The sequence below is a fragment of the Dietzia sp. 2505 genome, assembly GCF_040546785.1.
Lineage (GTDB): Bacteria > Actinomycetota > Actinomycetes > Mycobacteriales > Mycobacteriaceae > Dietzia.
Genome location: NZ_JBEPON010000009.1, coordinates 187,442 through 213,127, shown reverse-complemented (window position 1 = coordinate 213,127; position 25,686 = coordinate 187,442). Strand labels below are relative to the sequence as shown.

The 25,686-nt window shown below is 70.9% G+C and carries 28 protein-coding genes; 16 read left to right on the top strand and 12 right to left on the bottom strand.

Annotated elements, in window-relative coordinates:
- Positions 1-226: 226 nt before the first annotated feature.
- The 7 genes from ABIE38_RS16650 (at position 227) to ABIE38_RS16620 (ending at position 8,846) form a co-directional block, all read left to right on the top strand.
- Positions 227-1,507, top strand: coding sequence for an acyl-CoA dehydrogenase family protein (locus ABIE38_RS16650; RefSeq protein ID WP_354058172.1), 1,281 nt, complete (start codon positions 227-229; stop codon positions 1,505-1,507).
- The gene (locus tag ABIE38_RS16645; protein WP_354058170.1) at positions 1,504-2,802 is read left to right on the top strand and encodes a phosphotransferase family protein; all 1,299 of its coding nucleotides are present in this window, start codon (positions 1,504-1,506) and stop codon (positions 2,800-2,802) included. The genes ABIE38_RS16650 and ABIE38_RS16645 overlap by 4 nt, the downstream gene beginning before the upstream one ends.
- Before the next feature lie 16 nt (positions 2,803-2,818).
- Positions 2,819-3,553, top strand: coding sequence for a histidine phosphatase family protein (locus ABIE38_RS16640; protein WP_354058169.1), 735 nt, complete (start codon positions 2,819-2,821; stop codon positions 3,551-3,553).
- 106 nt (positions 3,554-3,659) lie between these two features.
- Complete coding sequence (locus ABIE38_RS16635; protein ID WP_354058167.1) at positions 3,660-4,469, top strand: alpha/beta fold hydrolase; 810 nt, start codon at positions 3,660-3,662, stop codon at positions 4,467-4,469.
- Positions 4,470-4,483: 14 nt separating this feature from the next.
- Positions 4,484-6,754, top strand: a complete 2,271-nt coding sequence (locus ABIE38_RS16630; RefSeq protein WP_354058165.1) for an MMPL family transporter — start codon at positions 4,484-4,486, stop codon at positions 6,752-6,754.
- Entirely contained in the window at positions 6,751-7,449 is a 699-nt protein-coding gene (locus ABIE38_RS16625) for a lipocalin family protein (RefSeq protein ID WP_354058164.1), read from the top strand. The genes ABIE38_RS16630 and ABIE38_RS16625 overlap by 4 nt, the downstream gene beginning before the upstream one ends.
- Before the next feature lie 11 nt (positions 7,450-7,460).
- Entirely contained in the window at positions 7,461-8,846 is a 1,386-nt protein-coding gene (locus ABIE38_RS16620) for a TIGR01777 family oxidoreductase (protein WP_354058162.1), read from the top strand.
- Positions 8,847-8,855: 9 nt separating this feature from the next.
- On the opposite strand, the gene ABIE38_RS16615 is transcribed toward ABIE38_RS16620, so the two are convergent.
- The 3 genes from ABIE38_RS16615 to ABIE38_RS16605 are packed head-to-tail and all read right to left on the bottom strand — an operon-like array spanning position 8,856 to position 11,349.
- Positions 8,856-9,500: a TetR/AcrR family transcriptional regulator gene (locus tag ABIE38_RS16615; protein ID WP_354058160.1), complete on the bottom strand. Its 645-nt coding sequence runs from the start codon at positions 9,498-9,500 to the stop codon at positions 8,856-8,858.
- Between the two features lie 55 nt (positions 9,501-9,555).
- Positions 9,556-10,863, bottom strand: coding sequence for an SPFH domain-containing protein (locus tag ABIE38_RS16610; RefSeq protein ID WP_354058158.1), 1,308 nt, complete (start codon positions 10,861-10,863; stop codon positions 9,556-9,558).
- 51 nt (positions 10,864-10,914) lie between these two features.
- The gene (locus ABIE38_RS16605) at positions 10,915-11,349 is read right to left on the bottom strand and encodes an NfeD family protein (RefSeq protein ID WP_179523646.1); all 435 of its coding nucleotides are present in this window, start codon (positions 11,347-11,349) and stop codon (positions 10,915-10,917) included.
- A 73-nt stretch (positions 11,350-11,422) separates the two neighbouring features.
- Between ABIE38_RS16605 and ABIE38_RS16600 the strand changes: the two genes are divergently transcribed.
- Both ABIE38_RS16600 and ABIE38_RS16595 read left to right on the top strand, forming a co-directional pair.
- Positions 11,423-12,313, top strand: coding sequence for a cation diffusion facilitator family transporter (locus ABIE38_RS16600; protein WP_354058156.1), 891 nt, complete (start codon positions 11,423-11,425; stop codon positions 12,311-12,313).
- 2 nt (positions 12,314-12,315) lie between these two features.
- Positions 12,316-12,765, top strand: coding sequence for an MmcQ/YjbR family DNA-binding protein (locus ABIE38_RS16595; RefSeq protein ID WP_354058154.1), 450 nt, complete (start codon positions 12,316-12,318; stop codon positions 12,763-12,765).
- Here the strand turns inward: ABIE38_RS16595 and ABIE38_RS16590 are convergent.
- The gene (locus tag ABIE38_RS16590; protein WP_354058152.1) at positions 12,762-13,841 is read right to left on the bottom strand and encodes an FUSC family protein; all 1,080 of its coding nucleotides are present in this window, start codon (positions 13,839-13,841) and stop codon (positions 12,762-12,764) included. The two genes, ABIE38_RS16595 and ABIE38_RS16590, sit on opposite strands and share 4 nt — an antisense overlap.
- Positions 13,842-14,004: 163 nt before the next feature.
- Here ABIE38_RS16590 and ABIE38_RS16585 point away from each other — a divergent pair, with 163 nt between their 5' ends.
- Both ABIE38_RS16585 and ABIE38_RS16580 read left to right on the top strand, forming a co-directional pair.
- A complete protein-coding gene (locus ABIE38_RS16585) occupies positions 14,005-14,472 on the top strand; it encodes a hypothetical protein (protein ID WP_354058151.1) in 468 nt (155 codons plus the stop codon).
- A 35-nt stretch (positions 14,473-14,507) separates the two neighbouring features.
- Complete coding sequence (locus tag ABIE38_RS16580) at positions 14,508-14,813, top strand: hypothetical protein (RefSeq protein ID WP_354058149.1); 306 nt, start codon at positions 14,508-14,510, stop codon at positions 14,811-14,813.
- 49 nt (positions 14,814-14,862) lie between these two features.
- Here ABIE38_RS16580 and ABIE38_RS16575 read toward each other — a convergent pair whose 3' ends face one another.
- The 5 genes from ABIE38_RS16575 to ABIE38_RS16555 all read right to left on the bottom strand — a co-directional run bounded on the left by ABIE38_RS16575 (position 14,863) and on the right by ABIE38_RS16555 (position 19,376).
- Positions 14,863-15,735 (bottom strand): alpha/beta fold hydrolase, encoded by an 873-nt coding sequence (locus ABIE38_RS16575; RefSeq protein ID WP_354058147.1) that lies wholly within the window; start codon positions 15,733-15,735, stop codon positions 14,863-14,865.
- A 71-nt stretch (positions 15,736-15,806) separates the two neighbouring features.
- A complete protein-coding gene (locus ABIE38_RS16570; RefSeq protein ID WP_354058145.1) occupies positions 15,807-16,784 on the bottom strand; it encodes a glycine betaine ABC transporter substrate-binding protein in 978 nt (325 codons plus the stop codon).
- Positions 16,781-17,545 (bottom strand): ABC transporter permease, encoded by a 765-nt coding sequence (locus ABIE38_RS16565; RefSeq protein WP_354058143.1) that lies wholly within the window; start codon positions 17,543-17,545, stop codon positions 16,781-16,783. Before ABIE38_RS16565 ends, ABIE38_RS16570 begins: the two co-directional genes overlap by 4 nt.
- A complete protein-coding gene (locus ABIE38_RS16560; protein WP_354058141.1) occupies positions 17,542-18,735 on the bottom strand; it encodes an ABC transporter ATP-binding protein in 1,194 nt (397 codons plus the stop codon). Before ABIE38_RS16560 ends, ABIE38_RS16565 begins: the two co-directional genes overlap by 4 nt.
- Entirely contained in the window at positions 18,732-19,376 is a 645-nt protein-coding gene (locus tag ABIE38_RS16555; RefSeq protein WP_182609363.1) for an ABC transporter permease, read from the bottom strand. Before ABIE38_RS16555 ends, ABIE38_RS16560 begins: the two co-directional genes overlap by 4 nt.
- Before the next feature lie 130 nt (positions 19,377-19,506).
- Here ABIE38_RS16555 and ABIE38_RS16550 point away from each other — a divergent pair, with 130 nt between their 5' ends.
- The 3 genes from ABIE38_RS16550 to ABIE38_RS16540 are packed head-to-tail and all read left to right on the top strand — an operon-like array spanning position 19,507 to position 21,751.
- Positions 19,507-20,346 (top strand): inositol monophosphatase family protein, encoded by an 840-nt coding sequence (locus ABIE38_RS16550; protein WP_354058139.1) that lies wholly within the window; start codon positions 19,507-19,509, stop codon positions 20,344-20,346.
- Positions 20,343-21,017: an alpha-ketoglutarate-dependent dioxygenase AlkB family protein gene (locus ABIE38_RS16545; RefSeq protein ID WP_354058137.1), complete on the top strand. Its 675-nt coding sequence runs from the start codon at positions 20,343-20,345 to the stop codon at positions 21,015-21,017. The genes ABIE38_RS16550 and ABIE38_RS16545 overlap by 4 nt, the downstream gene beginning before the upstream one ends.
- Complete coding sequence (locus ABIE38_RS16540) at positions 21,014-21,751, top strand: APA family fibronectin-binding glycoprotein (protein WP_354058135.1); 738 nt, start codon at positions 21,014-21,016, stop codon at positions 21,749-21,751. The genes ABIE38_RS16545 and ABIE38_RS16540 overlap by 4 nt, the downstream gene beginning before the upstream one ends.
- An 8-nt stretch (positions 21,752-21,759) precedes the next feature.
- On the opposite strand, the gene ABIE38_RS16535 is transcribed toward ABIE38_RS16540, so the two are convergent.
- Positions 21,760-22,527 carry a PIG-L deacetylase family protein gene (locus tag ABIE38_RS16535; RefSeq protein ID WP_354058133.1) on the bottom strand — a complete coding sequence of 256 codons (768 nt, stop codon included), beginning with the start codon at positions 22,525-22,527 and terminating at the stop codon, positions 21,760-21,762.
- A 113-nt stretch (positions 22,528-22,640) separates the two neighbouring features.
- Between ABIE38_RS16535 and ABIE38_RS16530 the strand changes: the two genes are divergently transcribed.
- A complete protein-coding gene (locus ABIE38_RS16530) occupies positions 22,641-23,798 on the top strand; it encodes an acyl-CoA dehydrogenase family protein (protein WP_354058131.1) in 1,158 nt (385 codons plus the stop codon).
- Between the two features lie 68 nt (positions 23,799-23,866).
- On the top strand, positions 23,867-24,277 hold the full coding sequence (locus ABIE38_RS16525; RefSeq protein ID WP_354058130.1) for an arsenate reductase ArsC: 411 nt from the start codon (positions 23,867-23,869) through the stop codon (positions 24,275-24,277).
- A gap of 12 nt (positions 24,278-24,289) precedes the next feature.
- Here ABIE38_RS16525 and ABIE38_RS16520 read toward each other — a convergent pair whose 3' ends face one another.
- Together ABIE38_RS16520 and ABIE38_RS16515 are read right to left on the bottom strand one after the other, a co-directional pair.
- Positions 24,290-24,526, bottom strand: coding sequence for a thioredoxin family protein (locus ABIE38_RS16520; RefSeq protein WP_354058128.1), 237 nt, complete (start codon positions 24,524-24,526; stop codon positions 24,290-24,292).
- Positions 24,527-24,563: 37 nt separating this feature from the next.
- Positions 24,564-25,664 (bottom strand): permease, encoded by a 1,101-nt coding sequence (locus tag ABIE38_RS16515; RefSeq protein WP_354058126.1) that lies wholly within the window; start codon positions 25,662-25,664, stop codon positions 24,564-24,566.
- Positions 25,665-25,686: the final 22 nt, after the last annotated feature.

Sequence of the window (25,686 nt, the reverse complement as noted above, 5' to 3'; positions counted from 1 at the left end):
GCCCGCCCCCCCCCCCCGCCGCGGGGGGGGGGCCCCGCCCGGGCCCGGGGCCGGTTTGGGGGGGGGGGGGGGGGGCGCCCCCCCCCCCCCCGGGGGGGGGGGCCCCCCCCCCCCCCCCGAGGGGGGTACGCGCGTTCTCGCTCACCTCCGCGATCCTGCCAGAGGTATCCGACGAGCCGCCGCCGTGGGACTGACCCGTTCACCCGGGTGTGCCACGATGCACACCATGGACTTCTCTCCCTCACCCCGCGCGGCCGAACTCACCGCGGCGGTCCGCGAGTTCATCGACACGCACATCACCCCGGTCGAGCCGGAGATCCACGCCGACATCGCCCGCCGCCGTCTGGCCGGCGAGGACCCCTGGGCGGTCGATCCGCGGATCACCGAACTGCAGAGCAGGGCGCGCGAGCAGGGGCTGTGGAACCTCTTCCTGCCCGCCGGGCACGAGGGGCCCTACGCCGAGCGCTACGGCACCCACGGCGGGACCGGCCTGACCAACACCGACTACGCGCCCGTCGCCGAGGAGATGGGGCGGTCGTTCATCGCGCCCCTGGTGTTCAACTGCAACGCCCCGGACACCGGCAACATGGAGGTGCTGCTCAAGTACGGGTCGCAGGAGCAGAAGGACCGCTGGCTGGACCCGCTCCTGGACGCCAGCATCCGCAGCGCCTTCCTCATGACCGAGCCGGAGGTGGCCTCCTCCGACGCCTCCAATATGGCGGCCACCGCACGGGTCGAGGGTGACGAGGTGGTGCTGGACGGCCGCAAGTGGTGGTCCACCGGCGTCGGCCACCCGGACTGCAGGGTCGGCATCTTCATGGGCGTGTCGGATCCGGACGCGCACCGGTATCTGCGGCACTCGATGGTCCTGGTGCCCATGGACGCCCCCGGGGTGCGTGTCGAGCGCATGCTCACCGCGCAGGGGGTCTACGACGAGCCGCTCGGCCACGGTGAGGTCTCCCTCGACGGCGTGCGTCTGCCGGTGGAGAACATCATCGCCGGACCCGGGCGGGCCGCCGAGATCGCCCAGGGCCGGCTCGGCCCCGGCCGCGTCCACCACTGCATGCGGCTCATCGGGCTGTCGGAGATGGCGCTCGACCTGGCCTGCCGTCGCGCCTCGGGCCGGGTGGCCTTCGGCAAACCCGTCGTCAACCTGGGCGGGAACCGGGAGCGGCTCGCCGAGGCCCGGATCGCCATCGACCAGGCCCGTCTACTGGTGCAGCACGCCGCCTGGAAGCTCGACACCGAGGGACAGGCGGCCGTCGAGGTCAGCGCCATCAAGGCCGCCGTGCCGAGGATGGCCCAGAAGGTGATCGACATGTCGCTGCAGCTGCACGGCGGCGGCGGGATGAGCGATGACTTCCCACTCGCCGGCGCCTACGCCACCGCGCGCTCGCTCCGCCTGGCCGACGGCCCCGACGAGGTCCACCTGGGTGTGGTCGCCCGGGCGATGCTGGCGCCGTATCGCGACGCTGCCGCCACCGGGGAATCAGAGTCGGGCCGATGAGCAGACCACACGGGGCGTCTCCTCTGAGCCGCCGCATTCCCGGCGCGGGCGCGGTGCGCAGGGAGGACGAGTTCGACGTGGAGGCGGTCGCGGCCTGGCTGCGGTCCCTCACCCCTGACGACCCCACCGTTCTGGCGGGCGTGGACCTGGGTGACGACGACGAGCCGGTCATCCCCGAGGTGAGCCAGTTCTCGGGAGGCGCGTCCAACCTCACCTACGTGCTGCGGTACCCCGGCGTGGACCTGGTGCTGCGCCGACCGCCGACCGGGACCAAGGCCCGCGGGGCCCACGACATGAAGCGCGAGTACCGCGTCCAGTCGGCGCTCCGCCCGGTGTACCCGCTGGTGCCCCGCATGGTGGGGTTCTGCGACGACCAGTCGGTGATCGGGTCCGACTTCTACGTGATGGAGCGACTCGAGGGCACGATCCTGCGCAAGGACCTCCCCCGGGAACTCCGCGCGGACAGGGCCACCATCCGGCGTCTGTCCGAGCGGGCGGTCGACGCCCTGGTGGATCTGCACGCCGTCGACGTCCGGGCCGCCGGCCTGGACGACCTCGACCGCGGCGAGGGCTACGTGCGCAGGCAGGTCGAGGGGTGGTCGGCCCGCTACCGCCGCGCCCGGACCCCCGACGTGCCCGACTTCGCGCCGGTGATGAAGTGGCTGGACGCCCACCAGCCGGAGGACGTGGGCCACTGCCTGGTCCACAACGACTTCCGCTTCGACAACCTGGTCCTGGACCCGGGTGACATCACCTCCGTCATCGGCGTCCTGGACTGGGAGATGGCCACCGTCGGTGACCCGCTCATGGACCTGGGTGGCGCCCTGGCCTACTGGGTCGAGGACGGGGACGGCCCGGTGTTCAAGGCGTTCCGGCGCCAGCCCACGCACGCGCCCGGGATGCTCACCAGGTGGGAGGTCGTCGAGCGCTACGCGGAGCGGTCGGGCCTGGAGATCGGCGAGGACGACTGGCGGTTCTACGAGGTCTTCGGGCTGTTCCGCCTGGCGGTGATCGCCCAGCAGATCAACCACCGCTTCTTCCACGGTCAGACGACGAACCCGGCGTTCCGCGCGTTCCGGCCCGCGGTGGGGTTCCTCGAGCAACGGTGCCTACGCATCATCCGCACCGGCGAGGGGCGGTTGACGCCCACCCGGTTCGGCCCGCGCGACGTGATCCCGGAGCTGCTGGCGGTGCCCAGGGTCGTCCTGCCGCTGCTCGCGGGCGGTGTGCACGACGCGCGCCAGAAGATCGGCGGGATCCTCGGCGACCTGCCGGGGACGGGGAACCGCACGTGACGGGGGTCGATCGCTGATGGGTGCCATCCATCTCGTCCGCCACGGGCAGGCCTCGTTCGGGAGCGGCGACTACGACCGGCTCTCCGAGACCGGCCACCTCCAGGCCCGGCTGACGGGCCGCGACATGGCGGCGCGCGGACTGCGACCTGACGTGGTGATCCACGGTGGCCTGCGGCGTCAGCGCGAGACGGCGCAGGGTCTGGTCGAGGGCCTGCGAGAAGGCCTGCGAGAAGGCCTGCGAGAGGGTGACGGGTGGGACTGCCCGGTCGAGTGCGACGACCGCTGGGCCGAGTACGACGCCGACGAGGTGCTCACCGCGGCCCGGGTGGCCGGGGTGAGTGCCGGTCACGGAACCCTGGATTCGGCGGGCTCATCGGACGAGGCCAAGCAGGCCTTCCAGCGTCAACTCGACGCCGCGCTCGGGCACTGGGCCGGTCTCGAGGCGTTCGAGACCTACCGGGCGGCCGCGGACTCGGCGATCGCGGACGCGGCGGCCCGGTCCGGGTCCGGGCGCACGACGGTGGTGGTGAGCTCGGCCGGGACCATCTCGCTGGCGGTCGCGGGCCTGTTGGCCGACCCGGAGGGCGTGGTGGGGTTGTGGACCCGCCTGCAACGCGTGACCGTCAACACCGGGGTGGCGCGCGTCGTGGTGGGTCGCGGAGGGATGACCTGCATCGCGGTCAACGAGCACCAGCATCTGGAGCGGGCCGCCGGGCCGGAGGACCCGCGGGGTCTGATCACGCTGAGGTGACCCGGCGTCCGATCACCTCGAGGTGACGGGAAGCCGGCCCCGGCCGCCGTATCGTACGACTGTGGCGGCCGGACACGGCGGCCGTCCGACTGTCAGGAGAGCCCCGATGCCCACATTCCAGCGCGGTCACACGACCATCGCCTACACCGACACCGGCGTCCCCGCCGGTCGTGAGGACGCTCCCGTGGTGTTCTTCGCCCACGGTCTGCTCTTCTCCGGGTGGATGTTCCAGCACCAGATCGCCCATCTGCGGGACAGGTACCGGTGCGTGACCATCGACTTCCGTGGGCAGGGCGAGTCGCCCCGCGCGCTCGGTGGGTACGACATGGACACGCTGACGGTGGACGTCTCAGAACTCCTCCGGTACCTGCAGATCCCCGTGGTCAACTTCGTCGGCCTGTCCATGGGCGGGTTCGTCGGGATACGTCTCGCGGCCCGCAACCCCGAGGTCGTCCACTCCCTGACCCTTCTCGACTCCGCCGCCACCGCGGAGGAGCCTGCCAACCGCAGCAAGTACAAGACGCTGTCCAAGGTGTACCGCGTCGCCGGGATGAAGCCGCTGCGGTCCCGCGTGGCGCCGATCATGCTCGCCGACCGCAACCTCTCGGCACCCTGGGTCGAGGAGTGGATGGCGATGCTCGAACGCACCGACCGTGTCGGCCTGGTCAAGGCCATCGAGTCGGTCGCGGACCGTGATCCGTGCGAGGACGAGGCCATCCGGATCATCGCTCCGACGCTGGTCGTGGTGGGTGCGGAGGACGCGGCCACGCCGCCGGACAAGTCGCGCCGGATCGCCGAGCTCATCGCCACCACGAGCTTCCACGAGATCCCCGGTGCGGGTCACTCGCCGACCATGGAACGGCCCGACGAGGTCAACACCATCCTCGAGACGTTCCTCTCCGAATACAACGCGTGAGGGCGAGGGAGACGATGACAGCCGAGGGCACCGCGGCGGACACCGGCACGTCCACCGGCGGCTGGGTGGGCGTGCTGACGGGAAAGCTCACCGCCTGGGTGATCCTCGCGGCGGTCCTGCTCGTGTCCGGCGCCGTCTTCGCGCTGGCATCGTCCGAGGGCGCGTCCGAGGCACCCCAGACGTTGCCGGACACCTCCGAGGCCGCCCTCGTCTCCCAGCTCCAGCAGGAGTTCCCCGACGCGGGGTCGGTGCCGGCGGTGCTTGTGGTCACCAGGCAGGACGGCGAGCAGCTGGGCCCGCAGGGGATCGCCGCGGCAGTGGGGGCGGGGGAGCGGATGGCGGAGGTCGTCGGCGCCGAGCCGCAGGGCCCGATCCCCTCCGAGGACGGCGCCGCCGCGCTGGTCCTGGTGCCGGTCGAGGCCGAGTCGATCTCCAACGAACAGGGCAGCGAGCTCGTCCGCGAGATGCGCGCCGCCATCGCCGACGGACTGGACCCCGGTCTGGAGGCGCAACTCACCGGCGGCCCCGCCTTCGCGGCCGATACCGCGGCCGCCTTCGAGGGCGCGGACTTCCGACTGCTGGCCGCCACCGCGACGGTCGTCGCGGTGCTCCTGATCATCACCTATCGCTCGCCGGTGCTGTGGCTCGTCCCGCTGATCGTGATCGCGGTCGCCGACCGGGTGGCCTCGCTGTTGGTCTCGACGGTCGGCGAGGCCGTCGGCGTGACCGTCGACGGCTCCACGTCCGGCATCGTCTCGGTCCTGGTGTTCGGCGCGGGCACCAACTACGCGCTGCTGTTGGTCTCCAGGTACCGCGAGGAGCTGCGGAGGACCGAGAACCGGCGACAGGCGTTGCGTGACGCCTACCGGGGAGCGGTCCCCGCCATCATCGCCAGCAACATCACCGTCGTGCTGGCACTGCTGATGCTGTTGCTCGCGACCCTGCCCAACTACCGATCGCTCGGGATCTCCGCGGCCGTGGGCCTGCTCGTCGCCCTGGCGTACGCCCTCGCGGCGCTGCCGGCGGCGCTGGCCGTGTGCGGTCGCGGGTTGTTCTGGCCTTTCGTCCCCCGACCGGAACGTGGCTCCGAGAGCACGGGCGCGCGCACCGGCGTGCGCTCCCGGCTCACCGTTGCCACGACTCCCGAGGACTTCCGCGAGGAGGTCCCGTCCGGCGTCTGGGGCCGCATCGCCTCCGGGGTGGTCAGGCGTCCGGTCCGTGTCCTGGTCTCGTGCGTGTTGATCCTGGTGATCCTCGCGTTCGGGCTGCTGGGCACCCGGATCGGTCTGAGCCAGACCGAGCAGTTCCGCACGCCGTCCGAGGCCGCGGCCGGTCTGGAGACCGCCGCCGAGCACTTCCCGGCCGGCGTCACCGACCCGGTCACCGTGCTCGCCCGGACCGGCACCGAGGCGGAGGTCCTGGAGGTGGCCGAGGGCGTGGAGGGCGTGGTGTCCGCCATGCCGGCCGGTGAGTCGGGGACCGGGTGGAGCCGCATCACGGTGACCCTCGACGCGGCCCCCGCGACCGACCGGTCGGAGGACAGCGTGGTGGCGTTGCGCTCCGCTGTCGACCAGGTCCCCGGATCCGAGGCGATCGTCGGCGGATCGGTGGCCGAGGGAGTCGACACCTCGGACGGCAACCTGCGCGACCTCGCGCTGATCGCGCCGCTGATCCTCCTGGTGGTGTTCGTCGTCCTGGTCCTGGCGCTACGGGCGTTGATCGCGCCACTGCTCCTGCTGGGTGCGACCGTGTTGTCGTCGCTCGCGGCGCTCGGGCTGGGGACCTTCGTCACCACCCAGATCCTGGGCTTCCCGGGCCTGGACGTGTCGGTCCCGCTGTACAGCTTCCTGTTCCTCGTCGCCCTGGGCGTGGACTACTCGGTGTTCCTGATCATCCGGGCCCGGGAGGAGGCGGCCACGCACTCGACCCGCGAGGCCATGGTCCGGGCGGTCGCCCTCACCGGTGGCGTGATCACCTCCGCGGGAATCGTGTTGGCCTCGGTGTTCGTGGTGCTGGGTGTGCTGCCGTTGATCGTGCTCACCCAGGTCGGCGTGATCGTGGCCCTCGGCGTCCTGCTGGACACCTTCGTCGTGAGGACCCTCGTGGTGCCGGCGCTGTTCACCCTGGTCGGGGAGCGGGTCTGGTGGCCTGGCGATCCCCGACGCGGCGCCACGCCCGCCGGCGAGCCCACCGCCGAAGGTTCAGACGGCTCCTCTGCCGACAACACGATTCCGGACGACCCCGCTCCCGCCAGCACCGCCGATACGAAGGAGTCCCACCCATGATCACCTCGCGCTGGTCCCGGGCCCGTTCACTCGTCACCGCCCTCGCCGTGGTCCCGCTCCTGGCGGCCGGGCTCGGGGCCGCCCCCGCGGCCGGGGCCCAGGACCTCACCGACGGGGGTCGCCTCGGCGGGGGCTCCTCGCAGCTGCGGGCACCCGACGGGATCGCGGTGGGGTCGATCGGCGGCCCCGAACTGCAGCAGGTCGGGTACGTCGATCCCGACCGTTTCGTGGGCACCTGGTACCAGGTCGCGGCGATCCCGCAGCCGTACACCCTGCAGTGCACCAACGACACGACCGCCGAGTACGCACGGATCTCGCCCGACACGATCTCGGTACGCAACTCCTGTGGATCGGCGATCAGCTCCGACTCGGTGATCGAGGGGCAGGCGACGATCCGCGACACCGACACCAACGCCTCGCTGCGGGTGAACTTCCCACAGGTGCCGTTCCAGGACGAGAACGGTCCGGTCAACTACCGCATCACGTACCTCGCCGACGACTACTCGGTGGCGATCGTCGGTGACCCGAGCCGGTCCTCCGGCTTCGTGTTGAGCCGCGACCCCGCCCTCGGGGCGGAGCAGTGGTCCACCGTTCGTGACGTCGTCGAGTCGCGCGGCTGGTGGCCGTGCGCGTTCCTGACCGTTCCCATGGCCGGCGGGCGGGGCGACGTCACCCCGCTGTGCCTGCTCCCCTGAGAGACGGACCGATGAGCATCGACCTCAGTTGTACGATCCGGGCCGACGCGGACGAGGCGTGGGACTACCTCGCCTCGCCGGGCGCCTTCGTCCGGATCTCCCCGCCGTTCATGCCGCTGCGGCCGGTGAGACAGGCCGACTCGCTGCGGGACGGTGTGGCGGTGCTCGAACCGAGGTCCGCGCTCCCCGGTCCGTTGGGGATGCGGTTCGGCCCGCGATGGGTCGCGCAGCACGACCCCGCCGGGTACGTCGAGGGTGAGCGTTTCGTGGACCGCTGTGTCTCCCAGCCCTACGCGGGTCTCACGGGGTGGGTCCACGAGCACACCGTGACCTCGGGTCCGGACGGGACGACCGTGCTCGGCGACCGGGTGCGCGCCCGAGTTCCGGGGCCCCTCCTGTCCCCGGTGTTCGCCTACCGCTACCGCCAGATGGCGCACGACCTCGACCGGATCCGGCGGCTGGCCGGCCCGGACGGCGGACGCGCCCTGACCGTCGCGGTGACCGGGGCCTCCGGACTGGTGGGGACCGCGCTGTGTGCCCTGCTCGGGGTCGCCGGCCACCGGGTCATCAGGATGGTCCGCGGCGCGGCGAACGGGGTCGACGAGCGCAGGTGGGACCCCGCGGCCCCCGATCCGACGCTCCTGGACGGCGTGGACGTGCTGGTCCACCTGGCCGGTGCCTCCATCGCGGGCCGCTTCACCGACCAGCACCTGGCGGCGGTCCGCGACAGCCGGATCGGGCCCACCCGCCGACTCGCCGAACTGGTCGCCGCGCGGGGCGGCGCCACGGCCATGGTGTCCTCCTCCGCCATCGGCTACTACGGTGCCGACTGCGGGGACCGGATCCTCACGGAGGAGACCGGGCCGGGACCCGGGCCGCTGGCCGAGATCGTGGCCGAGTGGGAGACCGCCTGCGAGCCCGCCCGCCGCTCGCGTGCCCGTGTGGTGACCATGCGCACCGGACTCGTCCTGTCCGGGGCGGGCGGGATGCTGCCCCCGCTGGCCGCCATCACCCGGACGGGCCTGGGCGGACGACTGGGGTCGGGCAGGCAGTGGATGTCCTGGATCGCACTCGACGACCTCACCGACATCTACCTCCGTGCCGTCGTCGACCCGTCGCTGACCGGAACCGTCAACGCCGTGGCTCCGGAACCGGTCACCAACGCACGGTTCACCCGCGTCCTCGGCTCGGTGCTCCACCGTCCGACCGTGGTCCCCGTCCCCGGGTTCGCGCCCGGTCTGGTGCTGGGCAGCCGCGGGTCTGACGAGCTGGCCCTGGCCGACCAGAGGGTCGACCCGGTGGTCCTGCGTGGAGTCGACCACCCGTTCCGCTATCCCGGGCTCAGGGCGGCGCTGGCCCATGAACTGGGTGGGGAGAAGGTGCCCGCAGCGCTCTGAGGCAAGCCCTCAGCGCTGGAGGATCATCGGAACCAGGACCCGGCGCGCGAGCGCCCGGATCTCGTCCTCGGTCTCCAGGACGGGCGGGCCGTCCGGCATCACGGCGATGGAGTGCAGGAAGCGCCCCACGACACTGCCGACCTCGCGGGACAGGGTGTCGAACTCGTCCGCGTCCATCGGCCGGGTGTGGACGTCGGCGTTCCAGGTGCTCCGGATGAACTCCGCGACGATCTCGGTGATGGCGCCCAGAACCGAGTCGGACTGACCGGCGAGCATGGCCATGGCCTCGACCTTGTCCACCTCGACGACGCGCTGGAGCAGTTCGCTCCTACGGATGTCGAAGACGGTACCGACGAGCAGGTCCTCGACATGCCGGACCGGATCCCACTCGAGGGACTCGAACGGGGTGAACCGTGCGTTGACCGACATCATCAGACGTTGCGCCTCATGGGCGTACAGCGCGCGGAGGATCTGCTCGCGCGGACCGAGCCTGCGGTACAACGTCACCCGCGTCACCCCGGCCGCTCTGGCGATGTCGTCGGTACTCGCGCCCTTGATGCCGCGCTCCGAGAACACCGAGGCCGCCGCCTCGATCAGGCGGATGTCCTCGGCATCGGGTGGCTGGGCGCCACCGCGACCACTGTTACGTGCCACACGGACATGTTACTTCCAGTGGTCGTGGCGGCGCCCGCAACCCGGCCGAATCGGGTCAGGGACGGTCCCGGCCGGGCTCGTCGACGGGGTATCCGCCCTGCTGCAGGCCCTGCTCGAGGTCCACGCCGGGGTCGATGCCGGCGGGCTGCCCCGGCTGCGCCCCCTGCGGGCCCGAGAGGGCGGGGGTGTCGTCCGGGGCGATCCCGCCCTCGGACGAGGGGACCATGTCGAAGACCCCGGGCTTGGGCTTGGACCTGGGCTTCTCCGTCGCGGTGGAGGACGACGACGCGCCCTCCGCGGCGGCTTCGGCGGCCGCCACGGACCGGGCGATCTCCGGATCCGTCGAGGTGTCGAACCAGTGCTCGGGGGCCGACGGCAGATCCGCGTCGTCATCGGTGGCGGGCGGCTCGTAGCGGAACACCCCGTCGTCGTCCTTCTTGGCCACGGCCTTGGCGAAGTTCTCCAGCGAGTCCCCGAACTGCGAGGGGATCATCCACATCGTGGCCGCGTCACCCTTGGCCATCTCCGGCAGGTTCTGGACGTACTGGTAGGCCAGCATCTCCGGCGTGGGCTTGGAGGCCTTGACGGCCGCGTTGACGCGGGCGATGGCGGCCGCCTGGCCCTCCGCGACGAGGTAGCGGGCGGCCCGCTCACCCTGGGCGCGGAGCATGCGCGACTGCCGGTCGGCCTCGGCGTTGAGGATCGAGGCCTGCTTGTTGCCCTCGGCGTCGAGGATGGAGGCCTGCTTGGCGCCCTGGGCGGTGGTGATGGCGGCCTCGCGCTGCCCCTCGGCGGTGAGGATCGTCGCGCGCTTCTCGCGGTCGGCCTTCATCTGCTTCTCCATCGACTCCTGGATCGACAGCGGCGGGTCGATGGACCGCAGCTCGACCCGGGCCACGCGCAGGCCCCAGCGGCCCGTCTCGGAGTCCAACACCCCACGGAGCTGCTTGTTGATCATGTCGCGGCTGGTGAGGGTCTGCTCGAGAGTGAGCCCACCGACGACGTTACGGAGCGTGGTGGTGGCCAGCTGCTCGACGGCCACGATGTAGTTGTTGATCTCGTAGACGGCGGCCTTGGGGTCGGTGACCTGGAAGAAGACGACCGTGTCGATGTTCAGCGTGAGGTTGTCCTCGGTGATCATGGACTGGGGCGGGAAGGTGACCACCCGCTCGCGCAGGTCCACCTTCGCGCGGACCCGGTCGATGAACGGGACGATCAGGGTGAGCTGACCGCTCACCGTGCGCTGATAGCGGCCGAGCCGCTCGATGACCGCGGCCTCCGCCTGCGGGATGAGCTTCACCGAGCTCACCACCACCGAGGCGATCAATATGACGATGACGGCAAGGAAGATCAAGCCACCCATGGTTTCCTCCTGTTGTGTCGTGCTGTCGGCTGTGTGTCGGGCCCGGGCTCTCTAGATGCCACGCACGACGATCGCGGTGGCCCCTTCGATCTCATGCACGAGGACCTTGTCCCCGGCGTCGAACGTCTCGCCCTCGATGAGCGGGCGCGCCGTCCAGGTGTCCCCCGCGATCTGCACGAGGCCGCCGGCCGGCCCGATCGCCTCGACCACGGTGCCGTCGCGTCCGGTCAGCGCGGCCGTGTTGGTGTCGTGCTCGGGGAGCGCGGACAGGAGGCGGCGTCGCACGAGGGGTCGCACCCCCGCGACGAGGATGATCGAGACGAGGGCGAACGCCAGGGCCTGCCCCCAGACCGGTGCGCCGAGCGCGGCCGCGGCGGCCCCACCGAGCGCGCCCCCGGCGAGCATGATCAGGAACAACTCGCCGCCCGCCGCTTCACCGGCGGCGAGCAACACCGCAACTGCGAGCCAGGCAAGTCCTACATGCATACCTACGACCCTACCGACATCCGGCCGTCGGCAGGGGGGACGTCGTCTCACGAGCGGACTACGCTCACATGACGTGTCGACTCTCAAGAAGTTCGCGTGGCTGTCGGTGGCCACGTCGATCGTCACCATCGCGTTGAAGATGGTGGCCTGGTGGGTGACCGGATCGGTCGGCCTGCTCGCCGACGCGGCCGAGTCGGTGGTCAACCTGGTGGCCGCGGTGGTCGCGCTCATCGCCATCACCGTCGCCGAGCGTCCGGCCGACGACGACCACCAGTACGGCCACTCCAAGGCCGAGTACTTCTCGGCCGTGGTCGAGGGCGCGATGATCTTCGTGGCCGCGACCTTTATCCTCTACACGGGTGTCGAGCGGCTCATCAACCCCGTGCCGATCGAGTCCATCGGACTGGGCCTCGCGATCTCCGTCGTGGCGGCCGTGATCAACGGCGTGGTGGGGACGTTGCTGATCCGGGCCGGGGTCAGGCACCGGTCGCCGACCCTCAAAGCCGACGGCAAGCACCTGATCACGGACGTCGTCACCTCGGTCGGCGTCGTGATCGGTGTGACCCTGGTGTGGATCACCGGCTGGGAGTTCCTCGATCCGGTCGTCGCGATCGCGGTGGGGCTGAACATCCTGTTCATCGGCTACAAGCTCGTCCACGAGTCCGGGATGGGTCTGATGGACGCGACACTCCCCGAGCAGGACAACAGGGCGATCCAGGAAGTGCTGGACAGGCACCGGCAGCCGGGTCGGGTCGACTTCCACGAGCTGCGGACCCGCGAGTCCGGCCGGTGGCGGTTCGTCGAGTTCCACGCGCTCGTCCCCGGCGACTGGAGTGTCGAGCGGGGTCACGATCTGGTGGAGAAGGTCGAGCAGGAGATCCACGCCGCGCTCCCGCACTCCCACATCACCACCCACCTCGAGCCGATCGAGGACGAGCGCGCCTACAACGACGTCAGGCTGTAGTCATGGGCCACCCGATCATGTTCGACGACTCCGATCCACTGCTCGCCCGGTTGCGTGGGATCTGCCTGGCGCTGCCGGACGCCGCGGAGAAGATCTCGCACGGGCGGCCGAACTGGTACACCACCAAGGTCTTCGCCTCCTACGGTGGAACGGTCAAAGGGGGCCACGCGGATCCCCTGCTCGCCCGCGCCCTGCTGTTCCTCCCGGACCCCGAGGACCTGCCGGCCCTCGAGCAGGACGAGCGCATCGTGGTGCCCGCCTACGTCGGCGTCCGGGGATGGCGGGCACTGCCCCTGGACCGGCCCGGGAAGCAGGGGGCGGGGGATCCCGGTTCCGTGGACTGGGACGAGGTCTCCGAATTGGTCGAGTCCTCCTACCGGCAACTCGCCGGAGCACGGAGGGTCGCCCGCCTGGACGCCGAGCAGCGAGAGGCCGGCCGGGGGGAGCGCTAGGCGGGTTTCCGCACGCTCCGCATGGAGGCGACGTCGTCGATGAGCACGGCAATGTGGAACATGCTGGTCAGCAACGAGCCGTAGACCGGCCAGGAGTCCCGGGGAAGCCGACCGTCCTCGGCCATGGAGTGCGTCAACCCGACCAGGCGGTCGTGGATCGATTCCATCTCGGCGTCGGGATCGGCGATCGCGTGACCGGCGTCGCGAGCGATCGAGGCCCACTCGCTGCGGAAGCGCTCGTCCCACGGCCCCTCCGCATAGGAGGCCTCGTGGAGCGTACGGATGAGGTGCCTCATGTGCGAGACGGCCTCGTCGACGCGACCCAGCACCTCCTCGTAGTCGACTCCCTCGTGGGTACGGTGCGCGCGGCCGAGGCGTCGGCGGGCCAGACGGGGGTTCGACCGGCGGCTCTCGCGGGCGAAGTGCACCGTTCCCCACGCGGTCTCGACCTCGTCGGACACCGACTCGATCTCACGTCGCCATCCGTCGGCGGCGTCCGTCTCCCATGAGGTGGAGAACTCGTCGGACATGTTGACGAGGATGTCCCCGATCCGGCGGTCGATACGATCCACCTGGCTGGCCGCCTGTTGATCCCGCATCGGGGGGATGATCAGGAGATTGACCAGCACACCGATCCCCACCCCGACGGCGACCTCGATGATGCGGTCGAGGAGCAGGGGCTGCTGGTCCGAGAACCCACTCGAGAGCACGAACACCGCGGTGGTGGCGATCGCGACCCCCTCGTCCCGGATCCAGGTGATCCGGGCGCCGGCCAGACCCACGAACATCGCCAGGGCGAAGGTCCACACGTTCACGCCGAGGTAGAACCCGATGAGAAAGGACAGACCGACGCCGATCGCGGACGCCACCGTCGTCTGCACTCCGCGGGACAACGACCGGTGGACCGTGGCGTGCACGGTGAGAAGGGCGGTCCACGGCGCCAGGAACGGCAGGGGCGAGTCCAGGACGTGGGCCGAGAGCCACCACGCGGCCGTGGCGGCGATCACGCTCTTGACGATCTGCAGCAGGTCGGTCCTGACGTCGGGCCGGCCCGCGAGTTCTCGGAGTCGTGGCATACGCAGCATTCTCGTGGGTGGCCCGGCGTGACGACAATCCCGGGTGCCGTGACCGTCGGCCGAGGTGACCACGGTGTGGTGACCACGGTGCGGTGACCGATTCTGCCCTAGGGTCGGTGAGTACGGACACAGCCGCATCGCTCAGCGCCCCCCGGAAGGACCCATGGACCCGCTCAGTTCCCCCACCCTGTCGGCGGTGTCGGTCGAGCTCGGCCTCGACACGCGGCTCACGCTGCTCGCCGCCGGGCTGGTCTTCATGCTGGCCCTGGGGCTGGGAGTGTGGAAATACCGGCAGATGGCCACGAGCGCCGACCACCTCGCGCACCCCTACGTCGACATCGCGCACCGGGCGTCACTGCTGTATTCGTTCGCGATTCTGCTCATCGCCGTGTTCGTGGAGCTGAGCAGCTGGCCAATGTGGGTGAACCTCACGGCGGCGGGGGTCCTGGTGTTCTTCTTCGTGGTGGCGATCGGCAGCTACATCGTCCACGGCGCACTGCAGGACACCACCAACCAGTTCGAGCACCCGTCGACCATGATGCGGGTCGGCATGCTGGCACTCATCGTGGGGGAGATGGGCGGGTTCGCGGTACTGCTGACGGGGTTCGTCGACGGTCAGTTCCTGGGCTGAGCCGACTCCCGGTCGGACGGGGTTAGGCTGGCCGTATGCCGCTGCGCCCCCGCTCCGATGCCGCCTCCCCGAGGAGGAGATCGTCCGAGGGCATGGATCTGGGCACCCGGTCGCTGGTGCTGGGGGTGGGGTCCCTGGCGCTGTCCTGGGTTCCTCTGCTCAACATCATCGCGTTCCTCGCCGCGCTGATGGCGGTCGCCTTCGGCCTGCTCGCGCGGTGGCCCACGGGGTGGCTCACCAACCAGGACCCGGACCCGCGCCGGGGACTGTTCGGCGTCGTCCTCGGTGGGGTCGCGATCGTCGTCTTCGTCATCACGGCGGTGCGATACTCCGCGGTGTGACAGCACCGACAGCACCGGCAGCACCACCCTCGGCGGTCGCGGCCGGACCTCAGTGCGAGTTGGACACCACCCAGCCGATCGCCGTGCGCATCCGACGGGCGAAGGTCCCGGGATGGGTCGCGCACGCGGCGTGGCCGGCGCTGATCGGGAACACCGCGCTGTGCGGCAGCAGGTCGGCCATCTCGTCCTGGATCCACCGGGGGAAGGCGATGTCGCGCATGGTCTTGACGATCGCGACGGGCAGGTCCAGCTCGTTGAGCCACGACGTGGAGTTGAACCGGGCCACCTCCGTGATCACCGTCCGGTGGGTCGCCAGGGGCACGGAGGACAGTTCCCGCATCGCCCAGGTGTAGGCGCCGGGCACCTCGTCGTCGATCTCCCTGGCCACCTCGACGGGGACGGCGTTGAGCACGGGGGCGCCCCGGGTCAGCGACCCCATCGTGATCTTCTCCAGTGCGTTGCGCTGGGCACCGGTACCGGTGGCGGCCAGCACCAACCCGCCCAGCCGGGAGGGGTCGCGCCGGGCCGCGAGCTGGGCGACGATGCCGCCCATCGAGTACCCGCCGATGACCGGCGTCTCCAACTCCAGGTGGTCGGATACCCGCAGCACGTCCTCGCCCAGTGCCCCGAAGTCGAACGGGCCGCCGTGGCCCATCCCGTGGCGGCGCTGGTCGTAGGCGATGAGCCGGTATTCGCCCCGCAGGCGCTGGAAGGTCTGGTACCAGTTGAGCATCCCGGTGGCGGCCATCCCGTGCAGCAGGATGACCGGCGTGAGGTGCTCCTCGCCGGTGTCGTAGAGCCTGGTGGTGACGTCGTCGGCGAGGGTGACGATCCTCCCGGCCGGAAGCAGCGTCATGTCCGGCGCCATCCGCGGGAGGCGCGATGCCGACCTCGGGATCGCGGCCAGCGGGTTCCTGGTCATGAGTGTCCTCCTCGGGTACCTGACCCCGATTGTTCGCCTCTTCGCCGCGCTCTGCACGGCCGGACGCGCGGTCACTCCGCCGAGACCAGTCCCCGGTCGACCAGGAAATCCCTCGCGACCAGCGCCGGATCGTCGCCGTCGACGTCGACCCGCATGTTCATCTCGACCATCACCTCGTTGTCAAGGACCTCGACGAGCGGAGCCAGGACGTCCTCTATCTCCGGATGCGCGTCCAGGAACTCGCCCCGCACCACGGTGGCGAGGTTGTAGACGGGGAAGAAGCGCTGGTCGTCCTCCAGGACCACCAGGTCGAGACCCTTGACCCGGCCGTCGGTGGTGTAGACCTCGCCGAACCGGCACTCCCGGCCGGTGGCGGTGGCCTGGTAGATGATCCCGGGCTGCATGATCGGCACCGGGACCGTGGCGGCGTCGAACCCGTAGGCCTCGGCCAGTCCGGGCCAGCCGTCACGGCGCACGGAGAACTCGGTCTCCATGCAGGTCACGGCGGATTCCGGATCGGTCTGGACGAGCCTGGCGTAGTCGGAGAACGTACGCAGACCGGTCTCTTCCGCAGTGGCCCGGCTCATGGCGAACGAGTAGGTGTTGTCGACGGTCGTCGGGGGCAGCCACCGGAGGTCGTGGGCCTCGAGGTCGGCGTCCCGGACCGCCACCCATTGCCCCTCGGGGTCGCGGATGGGTTCGGAGTTGCCGAGATAGCTCATCCACGCGGTGCCCGTGTACTCCATCCCGATGTCGACCTGGCCGGTCACCAGGGCCTGCCGGAAACTGTTGGACCCGGCCAGGGAGGACATGTCGGAGACCTCCATCCCGGCGGCGGCCAGGAGGAACTCCACCAGGTAGCTGCCGATCACTCCCTCGGTGAAGTCCTTGCCGCCGACCGTCACCCGCACCCCCTCGAGCGCGGGGACGGTGCCGTCCGGGCCGGGGCCCACGGGGAGCGGCACGGACCCGCCGTCGCTCAGCCCGCACCCGGTCGCCACGAGTACGGTGGCCAGGCACGAGGCGAGCAGTCGCTTCAGGGTGGTCATCGCAGCCCCCTCGGGTTGAACAGGACCTCGCCCACCCCGCCGAGCCAGTCGACCAGCAGGGCCAGGCAGACCGCCAGCACGGAGCCCACCACGAGTGTGGTGGTGTCCTGGAGTCGGTAGCCGGTGTCGATGAAGATCCCCAGGCCGCCCGCGTCGACCAGGAAGCTCAGCGTGGCGGTGCCGACCGCCAGTACGAGCGTGGTGCGGAGCCCGGCCAGGATGAACGGCACCGCGAGCGGTAACTCGATCGTGCGCAGGACGCGGCTCGTCGTCATGCCCTGTCCCCTCGCGGCGTCGATCAGCGCGGGATCCACGTTCCGGATCCCCACGATCGTGTTGCGTAGTACGGGGAGCAGTGAATAGACGGCCACGGGCAGGACGCCGATCCAGAATCCGGTCCGGTTGGTGGCCAGGAACAGCAGCACGATCAGCCCGATCGCCGGTGCCGCCTGGCCGACGTTGGCGATCCCGATGGCGACAGGCGCGAGGAAACCCATCCGGCGGCGGGTGAGCAGGATCCCCAGCGGCACCCCCACCGCGACCACGATCGCGGCCACGGTGAAGGTGATCTGGACGTGCTCGAGGGTGCGTTGCGTGATGGACGAGGCGTTGAGCGAGGCCCTCTGGGTCTCGTCGAGCTCGGTTCCGAAGGCCCACCACAGCACGCCCACCGCGGCCAGCGTGATGAGGACCGGCTGCACCACCAACCGGGCCGAGTCGGCGCGGGACGCGGCCCGGGACGTGGCTGCCGTGGCGCTCACGAGCGCTCCGCGGGGTCCGGGGAGCCGGGGACGTTGTGGTGGTGGTGGATGCGCCGGAGCTCGGCCACCAGGTCGTCGATGCCGATCGTCCCCCGGTACGCACCGGAACGGTCGACCACCACGGTGGTCGCGCTGGCGGTCGAGAGCAGCCCGTCGAGCGCCTCCTGGAGCGTCGAGTCGACCGTGACGGTGCCGGCCACCGGCTGGCCACCCGAACGGAGGTCCGGCATCCGGGCCACCAGGTCCCCGCGCACCCAGCGCAGGGGGCGCCCGGAGTCGTCCAGGACCACCGCCCACTCGTCGTCCGTTCCACGCACGCGGGAGGCGAAGTCGGCCGGGTCCTCGGACTCCCTCGCCGTCGTCGCCCTCCCCAGATCCACATCTCCCACTCGCCGGAGGGTCAGGGTCTTCAACGCGGCGTCGTCGCCGATGAAGCCGGCCACGGTCTCGTCGGCCGGGTTGGCCAGGATCGCCTCGGGGGAGTCGAACTGCAGGACCGACGAGCCGGGGCCGAGCACCGCGATCCGGTCACCGAGCCTGACCGCCTCGTTGAAGTCGTGGGTGACAAAGACGATGGTCTTGTGCAGCTCGTCCTGCAGGCGGATGAGCTCGTCCTGGAGCGAGGCGCGGGTGATGGGGTCCACGGCGCCGAACGGCTCGTCCATGAGAAGCACCGGCGGGTCCGCGGCCAGGGCCCGCGCCACCCCGACCCGCTGCTGCTGACCACCGGAGAGCTGGGCGGGGTAGCGGTCGCGGTAGTCGGCCGGGTCGAGGCCCACCAGTTCCAGCATCTGGTCCACGCGGCCCGCCACGCGCGACTTCTTCCACTTGAGAAGCCGGGGCACGGTCCCGACGTTCTGGGCGACCGTCAGGTGCGGGAACAGGCCGGACGCCTGGATGGCGTAACCGATGTGGCGACGCAGGGTGTCGGCGTCGAGGGTCCGGTTGTCCTGGCCGTCGATCGTGATGGTCCCCGAGGTCGGTTCGATCAGCCGGTTGATCATCCGCATCGTGGTGGTCTTGCCGCAGCCGGAGGGGCCCACGAACACGGTGGTGCGTCCGGCGGGCAGCTCGAGCGAGACGTGGTCGACGGCCGGTCGTTCCTGGCCGGGGTAGACCTTGGTGACGTCGTCCAGGGTGATGGGCACCCCGGACACGGCGCCGGCGTCGTGCGCGGTGGGTGTGGTCACTGGTTCCCCCTGATGGTGAGGCGTCCGAGGAGGACGAGGAGCGCGTCGAGGACGAGCGCGAGGACGACGATGAGGACGGTCGCCGTGAGCGCCATCGGCAGGGCGGTGGGCGTCCCCACGCGGGAGAGCCCGGCGAAGATCAGGTTCCCCAACCCCGGCCCCTTGGCGTAGGCGGCGATGGCGAGGATGCCCATCGACATCTGGGTGGACACGCGGATCCCGGCGAGGATCGACGGCCACGCCAGCGGGATCTCCACCCGGCCCAGGACCCCGATCCGGCTCATCCCGACCCCCCGCGCGGCGTCGACCGTGGCCGCCGGGACGGCGTCGAGTCCGACGATGGTGTTGCGCAGGATCGGCAGCACCGCGTAGATCACCAGCGCCGTCATGGTGGGCAGCACGCCCAGCCCCAGGATCGGGATGAGGAGTCCCAGCAGCGCGAACGAGGGCACGGTCAGCGCGGTGGCGGCCAGGCCGGTGGCCACGGCGGAGCCGGCCCTGCTGCGGTACACCGCCACGCCGACGGCCACCGACAGCAGCGTGGCCAGCAGGACCGCCTGCACGGTCGCGCTGACGTGCTGCCAGGAATCGGTGGCGAGCTGGAGCCGGCGGGTGGAGATGAAGTCCACGAGGTCGTTCAACGTATCTCGGCTCCGTCCGTGCGGTTCGGTCTGCTCACGCTATCCGGATGAGCACGTGTAGAGGGGTGGGAACGAGTATGTCCCGGTGGGATCCGGCGTGCGACCGGTGGGCGTGATGCACCATGGGGCCATGACTGCGAGTCCCGACCGTCCCCTGGACCCCGACCTGATCGAGCACCTCGACGAGCTGCTCGCCGCCACCGGCAGGATCGCCCGCCGCCACTTCCACGGCGAACTCGAGGCGCTGGCCGCCGGCGACAAGGGCGGGGGGCGGGGGTACGACCCGGTGACCGAGGCCGATCGCGACATCGAGGCGCTGCTGCGGGCCGGGATCTCGTCGATGGCGCCGGGGGACCGGGTGGTGGGGGAGGAGAACGGCGAGTCCGGGCCCGCGGACGCCTCCCGCACCTGGTACCTCGACCCGATCGACGGTACCAAGGCGTTCATGACCGGGATGTCCGGGTGGGGCACGCTCGTCGGGGTGGTGGAGGACGGCCGGGCGGTCGCCGGGTGGATGGACCAGCCGGTGCTGGGGGAGACCTTCGCCGCGGTCCACGGGCGCGCCACCGTGCGTCGACGATCGGACGGTCCGGAGACGTTCGATCTCCGCGTCTCGGGATGCGACGAGCTCTCCGACGCGATCATGTACACGACCCACCCGTCGATGTTCGGGGATGACGGCGAGCTGCGCCGACGCTACGACGACCTCGCCTCCCGGGTCCGCCTGCAGCGCTTCGGCGGCGACTGCTACGCCTATTGCATGCTCGCCGCGGGCCGGGTGGACCTGGTGGTCGAGTCCGACCTGAACTCCTACGACATCGTGGCGCTCATCCCGATCATCGAGGCGGCGGGCGGCGTGATCACCGGACCGGACGGTCGGCAGCCGCTGGACGGCGGCACGGTCGTGGCCGCCGCGACACCCTCCCTGGCGGAGCAGGCGTGGGCGGTGCTCGGCGCGGACCCACGGTGACCGACCCGCTTTTCGGGATACACCGCCCGCCGGCGGTCCTCGGTCCCGGCGCGGTGCACCTGCCGGACTGGATGGACCGCACGCAGCAGGAGTTCCTGCTGCGGGCCTGCGTGGACTGGGCGGCCGCGCGGCCGCCGCGCTCGATCGTGCTGCCCGGCGGGGGGAGGATGTCGGTGCGGACGCTCAGCCTGGGGCGGCACTGGACGCCCTACCGGTACGACGACGACGAGGTGGTCCCGCCGCTGCCGGACTGGTTGGTCCGGGCGGCGCGGACCGGGCTCGAGGCGGCGACCGCGGTGTACCCGCTCCTTCGCCACCCGGACTACACACCCGACGCGGCGTTGGTGAACCTCTACGGCCGTGATGCCACCATGGGCCTGCACCAGGACCGTGACGAGGCCAGTTCGGCGCCGGTGGTCTCGCTGAGTCTCGGTGATGCCTGCACCTTCCGCTTCGGCACCCCACGCCACCGCGGCCGCCCGTACACCGACGTGCGGCTGGAGTCCGGCGACCTCGTCGTGTTCGGCGGCCCGTCGCGGATGGCCTTCCACGGTGTTCCCAGGGTCTTCGACGGCACCGCACCGGCCTGGTGCCGGGAGGTGCTCGGCGCCGGGCCCGGACGGGTCAACATCACGCTGCGTGAGACCCGCCCGCCTACGCTGGGCGGATGATCTCAGGGCGCCCCACCTCCACCAGCCGGAACCGGACCCTTCTCATGGTGGCGCTGGTCGCCGTCCTGGCGGTGGTCGCCGCGGTCGGAACAGTCCTCGTCTCGTCGGCGACGTATGCCCCGGGGGTCCGCACCCTGTCGCCGAAGACCCAGGTCGCGGCCGGTTCGGATCACGTCGATCCCTACTCAGGCCTCGTCATCCGCGTCCCCGAGGGCTGGGGGGCCGAATCGGGCGAGCTGGTCTTCGGCACCACCGCCCTGACCCCGGTCGGGGAGCCCGGGGTTGAGGAGGTCGGTGACGGGGAGGCCGGCCGCTCGGAGGGGGTCGTGCTGGCGGGCGCGCTCACCGAGGAACTGTTCGACCCGGGCAATCCGGACAACCGGCAGGCGGCGCTCACGCTGGCCAGCGGAATGGGCCAGTTCCTCCTCCCCGTTCCGGGTCAGCCGGTCGAGGAGCGGGCGGAGGAGATCAGCACCCGTGTCGGCGACGGCTGGTCCGTCTCGTTCCGCGTGCTCCCCGCCGTCCAGCAGGACCTCATCGGCCCGGAGGGTGCGCTGGTGTACTCGGCGGTCGTCGGGGAGGGTGGGCAGCGCTACTGGCTCACGTATATCGGTCTGCCGGGTGACGGCACCGTGTCCTCACCCCACGCCGAGTGGGCGGACGAGATCGTCGGGCGACTGCGGCCATCCGAGGCGGCCTACGCACCACTCGGGCAGCCGGGCGCGCCCGCCTGATCCGCCGCTCAGGGTCGCATCCGCCGGAAGCCCACCACAGGGTTCCCGTCGGACAGCCCGTCCCGTGGTGCGCACACGGCCTCCACCTGCGCGCGGGCCTGCTCCCGCACGGGCGTGGTCGGGTCGAGCACCGACAGGTACTCGGAGTGCTCGGCCAGCGCGTCCACGGCAGCCCCGACGAACCCGCTCACGTCGACGTAGTGCGTCATCTCGGGCGAGGACTCGAACCACATCTGCGGCCGCCCCTCCGCGGCATCGACCCCGACCGCCGCGACCAGGTCGTCGTACGCGGCCCCCACGGCCGCGCCGAACTCCATGTGGTCGCTCTGGTTGGGCATCCCCGGACCGAACTCCTCTCCGGAGAACAGTGAGACCACGATGTCCGGGCGGTGCCGGCGGATGGCGTCGGCGACGGCGTCGCGGAGCCCGGCCTCGTTGACGATCCGGCTGTCCGGAAACCCCAGGAACTCCACCTCATCGACACCGACGATCGCCGAGGAGCGCCGCTGCTCCTCCTCACGGATCGGGCCCGCGACCGCGGGCGCCATCCCCTCGATACCGGCCTCCCCGCTGGACGCCAGGACGTAGACGACGCTGCGGCCCTCGGCCGTCCACCGCGCGACCGCCGCGGACATACCGTATTCGGGATCGTCGGGATGGGCCACCAGCACCAGGCAGCGGGTCCAGTCGGTGGGGAACGGCTCGGGTGCGGGGGGATCCGAGGGGGCCGGGTTCGCGGACCGGTCGTTCTCGGGCTGATCCGGGGAGTGGGTCATGCCCCGAGTATGGCCCCGGGCGCGTCGGCGCGCGAGCAGTCGGGTCGGACCGCCGTCGTATGCTCGACCGCGTACCTCGTCGTCGTCGTCGTAGCTCCCCCGGAGGCCCTGCCGTGTCCGCACTCTTCCCCGACTACCGCCCCTCCTGGGAGACCGACGACCACCGGCTCCTGCGCGAGCACGCGCGCGCCTTCTTCGCCAAGGAGATGACGCCCAACCAGGAGAAGTGGGCCAGGCAGAAGCACGTGGACCGCGAGACCTGGCTGCGCACCGGCGAGGCCGGGCTGATCTGCCTCGACGTGCCCGAGGAGTTCGGCGGGCAGGGCGGGGACCCGGGCATGGAGTACCTCGTCACAGAGGAGCTAGTGTACTCGGGTGACACGGCGTTCGGGATGGGCGTCGGGTCGACCATCACCCCCCACTACGTGGCCAACTATGCGACCCGGGAGCAGAAGCAGGAGTGGCTGCCCAGGCTGTGTTCCGGTCAGTGGATCTCCGCGATCGCCATGAGCGAGCCCGGCGCCGGCTCGGACCTGCAGGGCGTCCGCACCACCGCGCGGCGTGACGGTGACCAGTACGTCATCAACGGCTCCAAGACCTTCATCTCCAACGGTGGCTCCGCGGACTTCGTGGTGGTGGCGGCCAAGACCGACCTCGACGCCGGTCACAAGGGCATGGCCCTGTTCGCCGTGGAGGCCGACACCCCCGGATTCGAGCGGGGCCGGGTGCTGGAGAAGATGGGCCGTCACGGCGCCGACACCGCGGAGCTGTTCTTCAACGACATGCGGGTGCCCGCCGCCAACCTGCTCGGCGGTGAGGAGGGGCAGGGCTTCTACCAGCTCATGAACCAGCTCCCGCGCGAGCGCCTGGCGATCGCGGTGGACGCGCTGGCGATGGCCGAGGCCGCCGTGGTCGAGACCCTCGAGTACACCCGCGAGCGGCAGGCCTTCGGCAAGCCGATCCTGGACTTCCAGAACACGCGGTTCGAGCTGGCGGCGTGCAAGACCTCCGTCATGGCCAGCCGCACCTTCATCGACCACTGCATCTCCCGCGAGATCGCCGGCGAGCTGGACGCCGTGACCGCCTCGATGGCCAAGCTCCAGGCCACCGACATGCTCGACGACGTGGTGGACCGCAGCCTGCAGCTGTTCGGGGGCTACGGCTACATGATGGAGTACCCCATCGCGCAGAAGTTCGCCGCCGCCCGCGTCATGCGGATCTACGGCGGCACCAACGAGATCATGAAGGAGGTCATCGGCCGGGCGCTGTGACCCGCCGCGCGAGGGCGTCGAGCGGTTACTATCGACAGTCGTCGATACATTTTGCCGGGGGAGTCACCGTGACCGATCGTCCGTCCGTTCTCTTCGTCTGCGTGCACAACGCGGGTCGCTCACAGATGGCCGCCGCCTATACCGAGCACCTGTCCGGAGGCGCGGTGGAGGTCCGCTCGGCCGGGTCGGCGCCCGCGGACTCGATCAACCCGGCCGTCGCCGAGGCGATGGCGGAGGACGGCATCGACATCTCGGCGGCCACGCCGAAGGTGCTCACCAGCGAGGCGGTGCAGTCGAGCGACGTGTGCATCACCATGGGGTGCGGTGACGTCTGCCCGGTCTTCCCGGGCAAGCGCTACCTGGACTGGACCCTCGACGATCCCGCCGGACAGGGCGTCGACGCGGTCAGGCCCATCCGCGACGAGATCAAGCGCCGTGTGTCGGTTCTGCTCGCCGAACTCGGGGTGTCCCCGACCTAGCTGTCAGTCCACCTAGCGTCCGCGCAGGAGCTCGGTGAGCTGGCGAACGGTCGGTACCTTCCCGCCCATGACGAGTTCGTCGTCGACCACCAACCCGGGGGTCTTCATGAGCCCGTAGCCGGCGATCTCGCCGACGTCGGTGACCTCGACGATCTCCGCGTCCTCGCCCAGCGCCGCCAGGGCTTCCCGCGTGCGGGTGACGAGGGTGTGGCAGTTGCGGCAGCCGGGCCCGAGCACCTTGACGATCATCGTTCCTCCTGTGTGTGGGGTAGGGCGGTAGTCGGAATCAGGCGATGAGGTTGAACAGTAGGCCGATGGCGAGGATGCCGGCCGCCACGACGGCGAAGAACAGTGCGAGCAGCGGCGGCTGCATGACCCGCCTGAGCATGATCGCCTGGGGGATGGACAGCGCTATCGAGCTCATGATGAACGCCATGACGGTGCCCAGGCTCATGCCCTTGGTCCACAACGCCTCGGCGATCGGCACGACCCCGGCGCCGTTGACGTAGAGCGGGATCCCCGCGAGGGTGGCGACGAGAACCGCCAGCGGGTTGTCCGGTCCCGCCCACCGGAGGAAGAAGTCCTCGGGGACCCAACCGTGGATCACCGCACCGATGCCGACGCCCACCACCACCCAGATCCAGACGCTGCGGAAGATGTCCCGGGATTCACCGAGGGCGGCGTCCACCCGCTCGCGGAGGGTGGGGACGTGTCCGTCCGCGCGGAGAACGGCCACCCGGGTGGTGAAGACCACGTCGTCGACCCACTTCTCGAGCCGGAACCGGGACAGGGCCCAGCCCGCGACGAAGGCGATGGCGGCGCCGGCGCCGACGTAGGCGGCGGCGATGTGCCAGCCGAACATCTCACCGATCATGATGGCCGCGATCTCACTGATGAGCGGGGAGGCGATGAGGAAGGCGAGGGTGACCGAGAGCGGTATGCCGGCGGCGACGAACCCGATGAACAGCGGGATCGAGCTGCAGGAGCAGAACGGGGTCACCACGCCGAGCACGATCGCCAGGGTGAGCCCGACGAACAGCCCCCGGCCCTCGAGCCAGTCGCGGGCACGGTCGAGGTCGAGGCTCGCCCGGAGCATGCCCACCAGGAACATCAGGCCGAGGAGCAGGAGGAAGATCTTGACGGTGTCGTACAGGAAGAAGTGCACGGCACCGACCGCCCGGTCGGCGAGGTCGAGGCCGAGCCAGCCGACGGCCGCGTCCCAGAACCACTCGTTGATCACCCACAGGGCGACCCACGCCACCGCGGCCGCGGCGAGCGACGCCACGAGAAGGCGATGCTCGCGGACGCCGGCGTCGGTGTCCGGGATCTCGTTCTCCGGGCCGGTCTGGCCGGTCTGGCCGGTCGCGGGGGCGGGTGGGCGACTCATGTCTCCACTGTAGAATTGATAT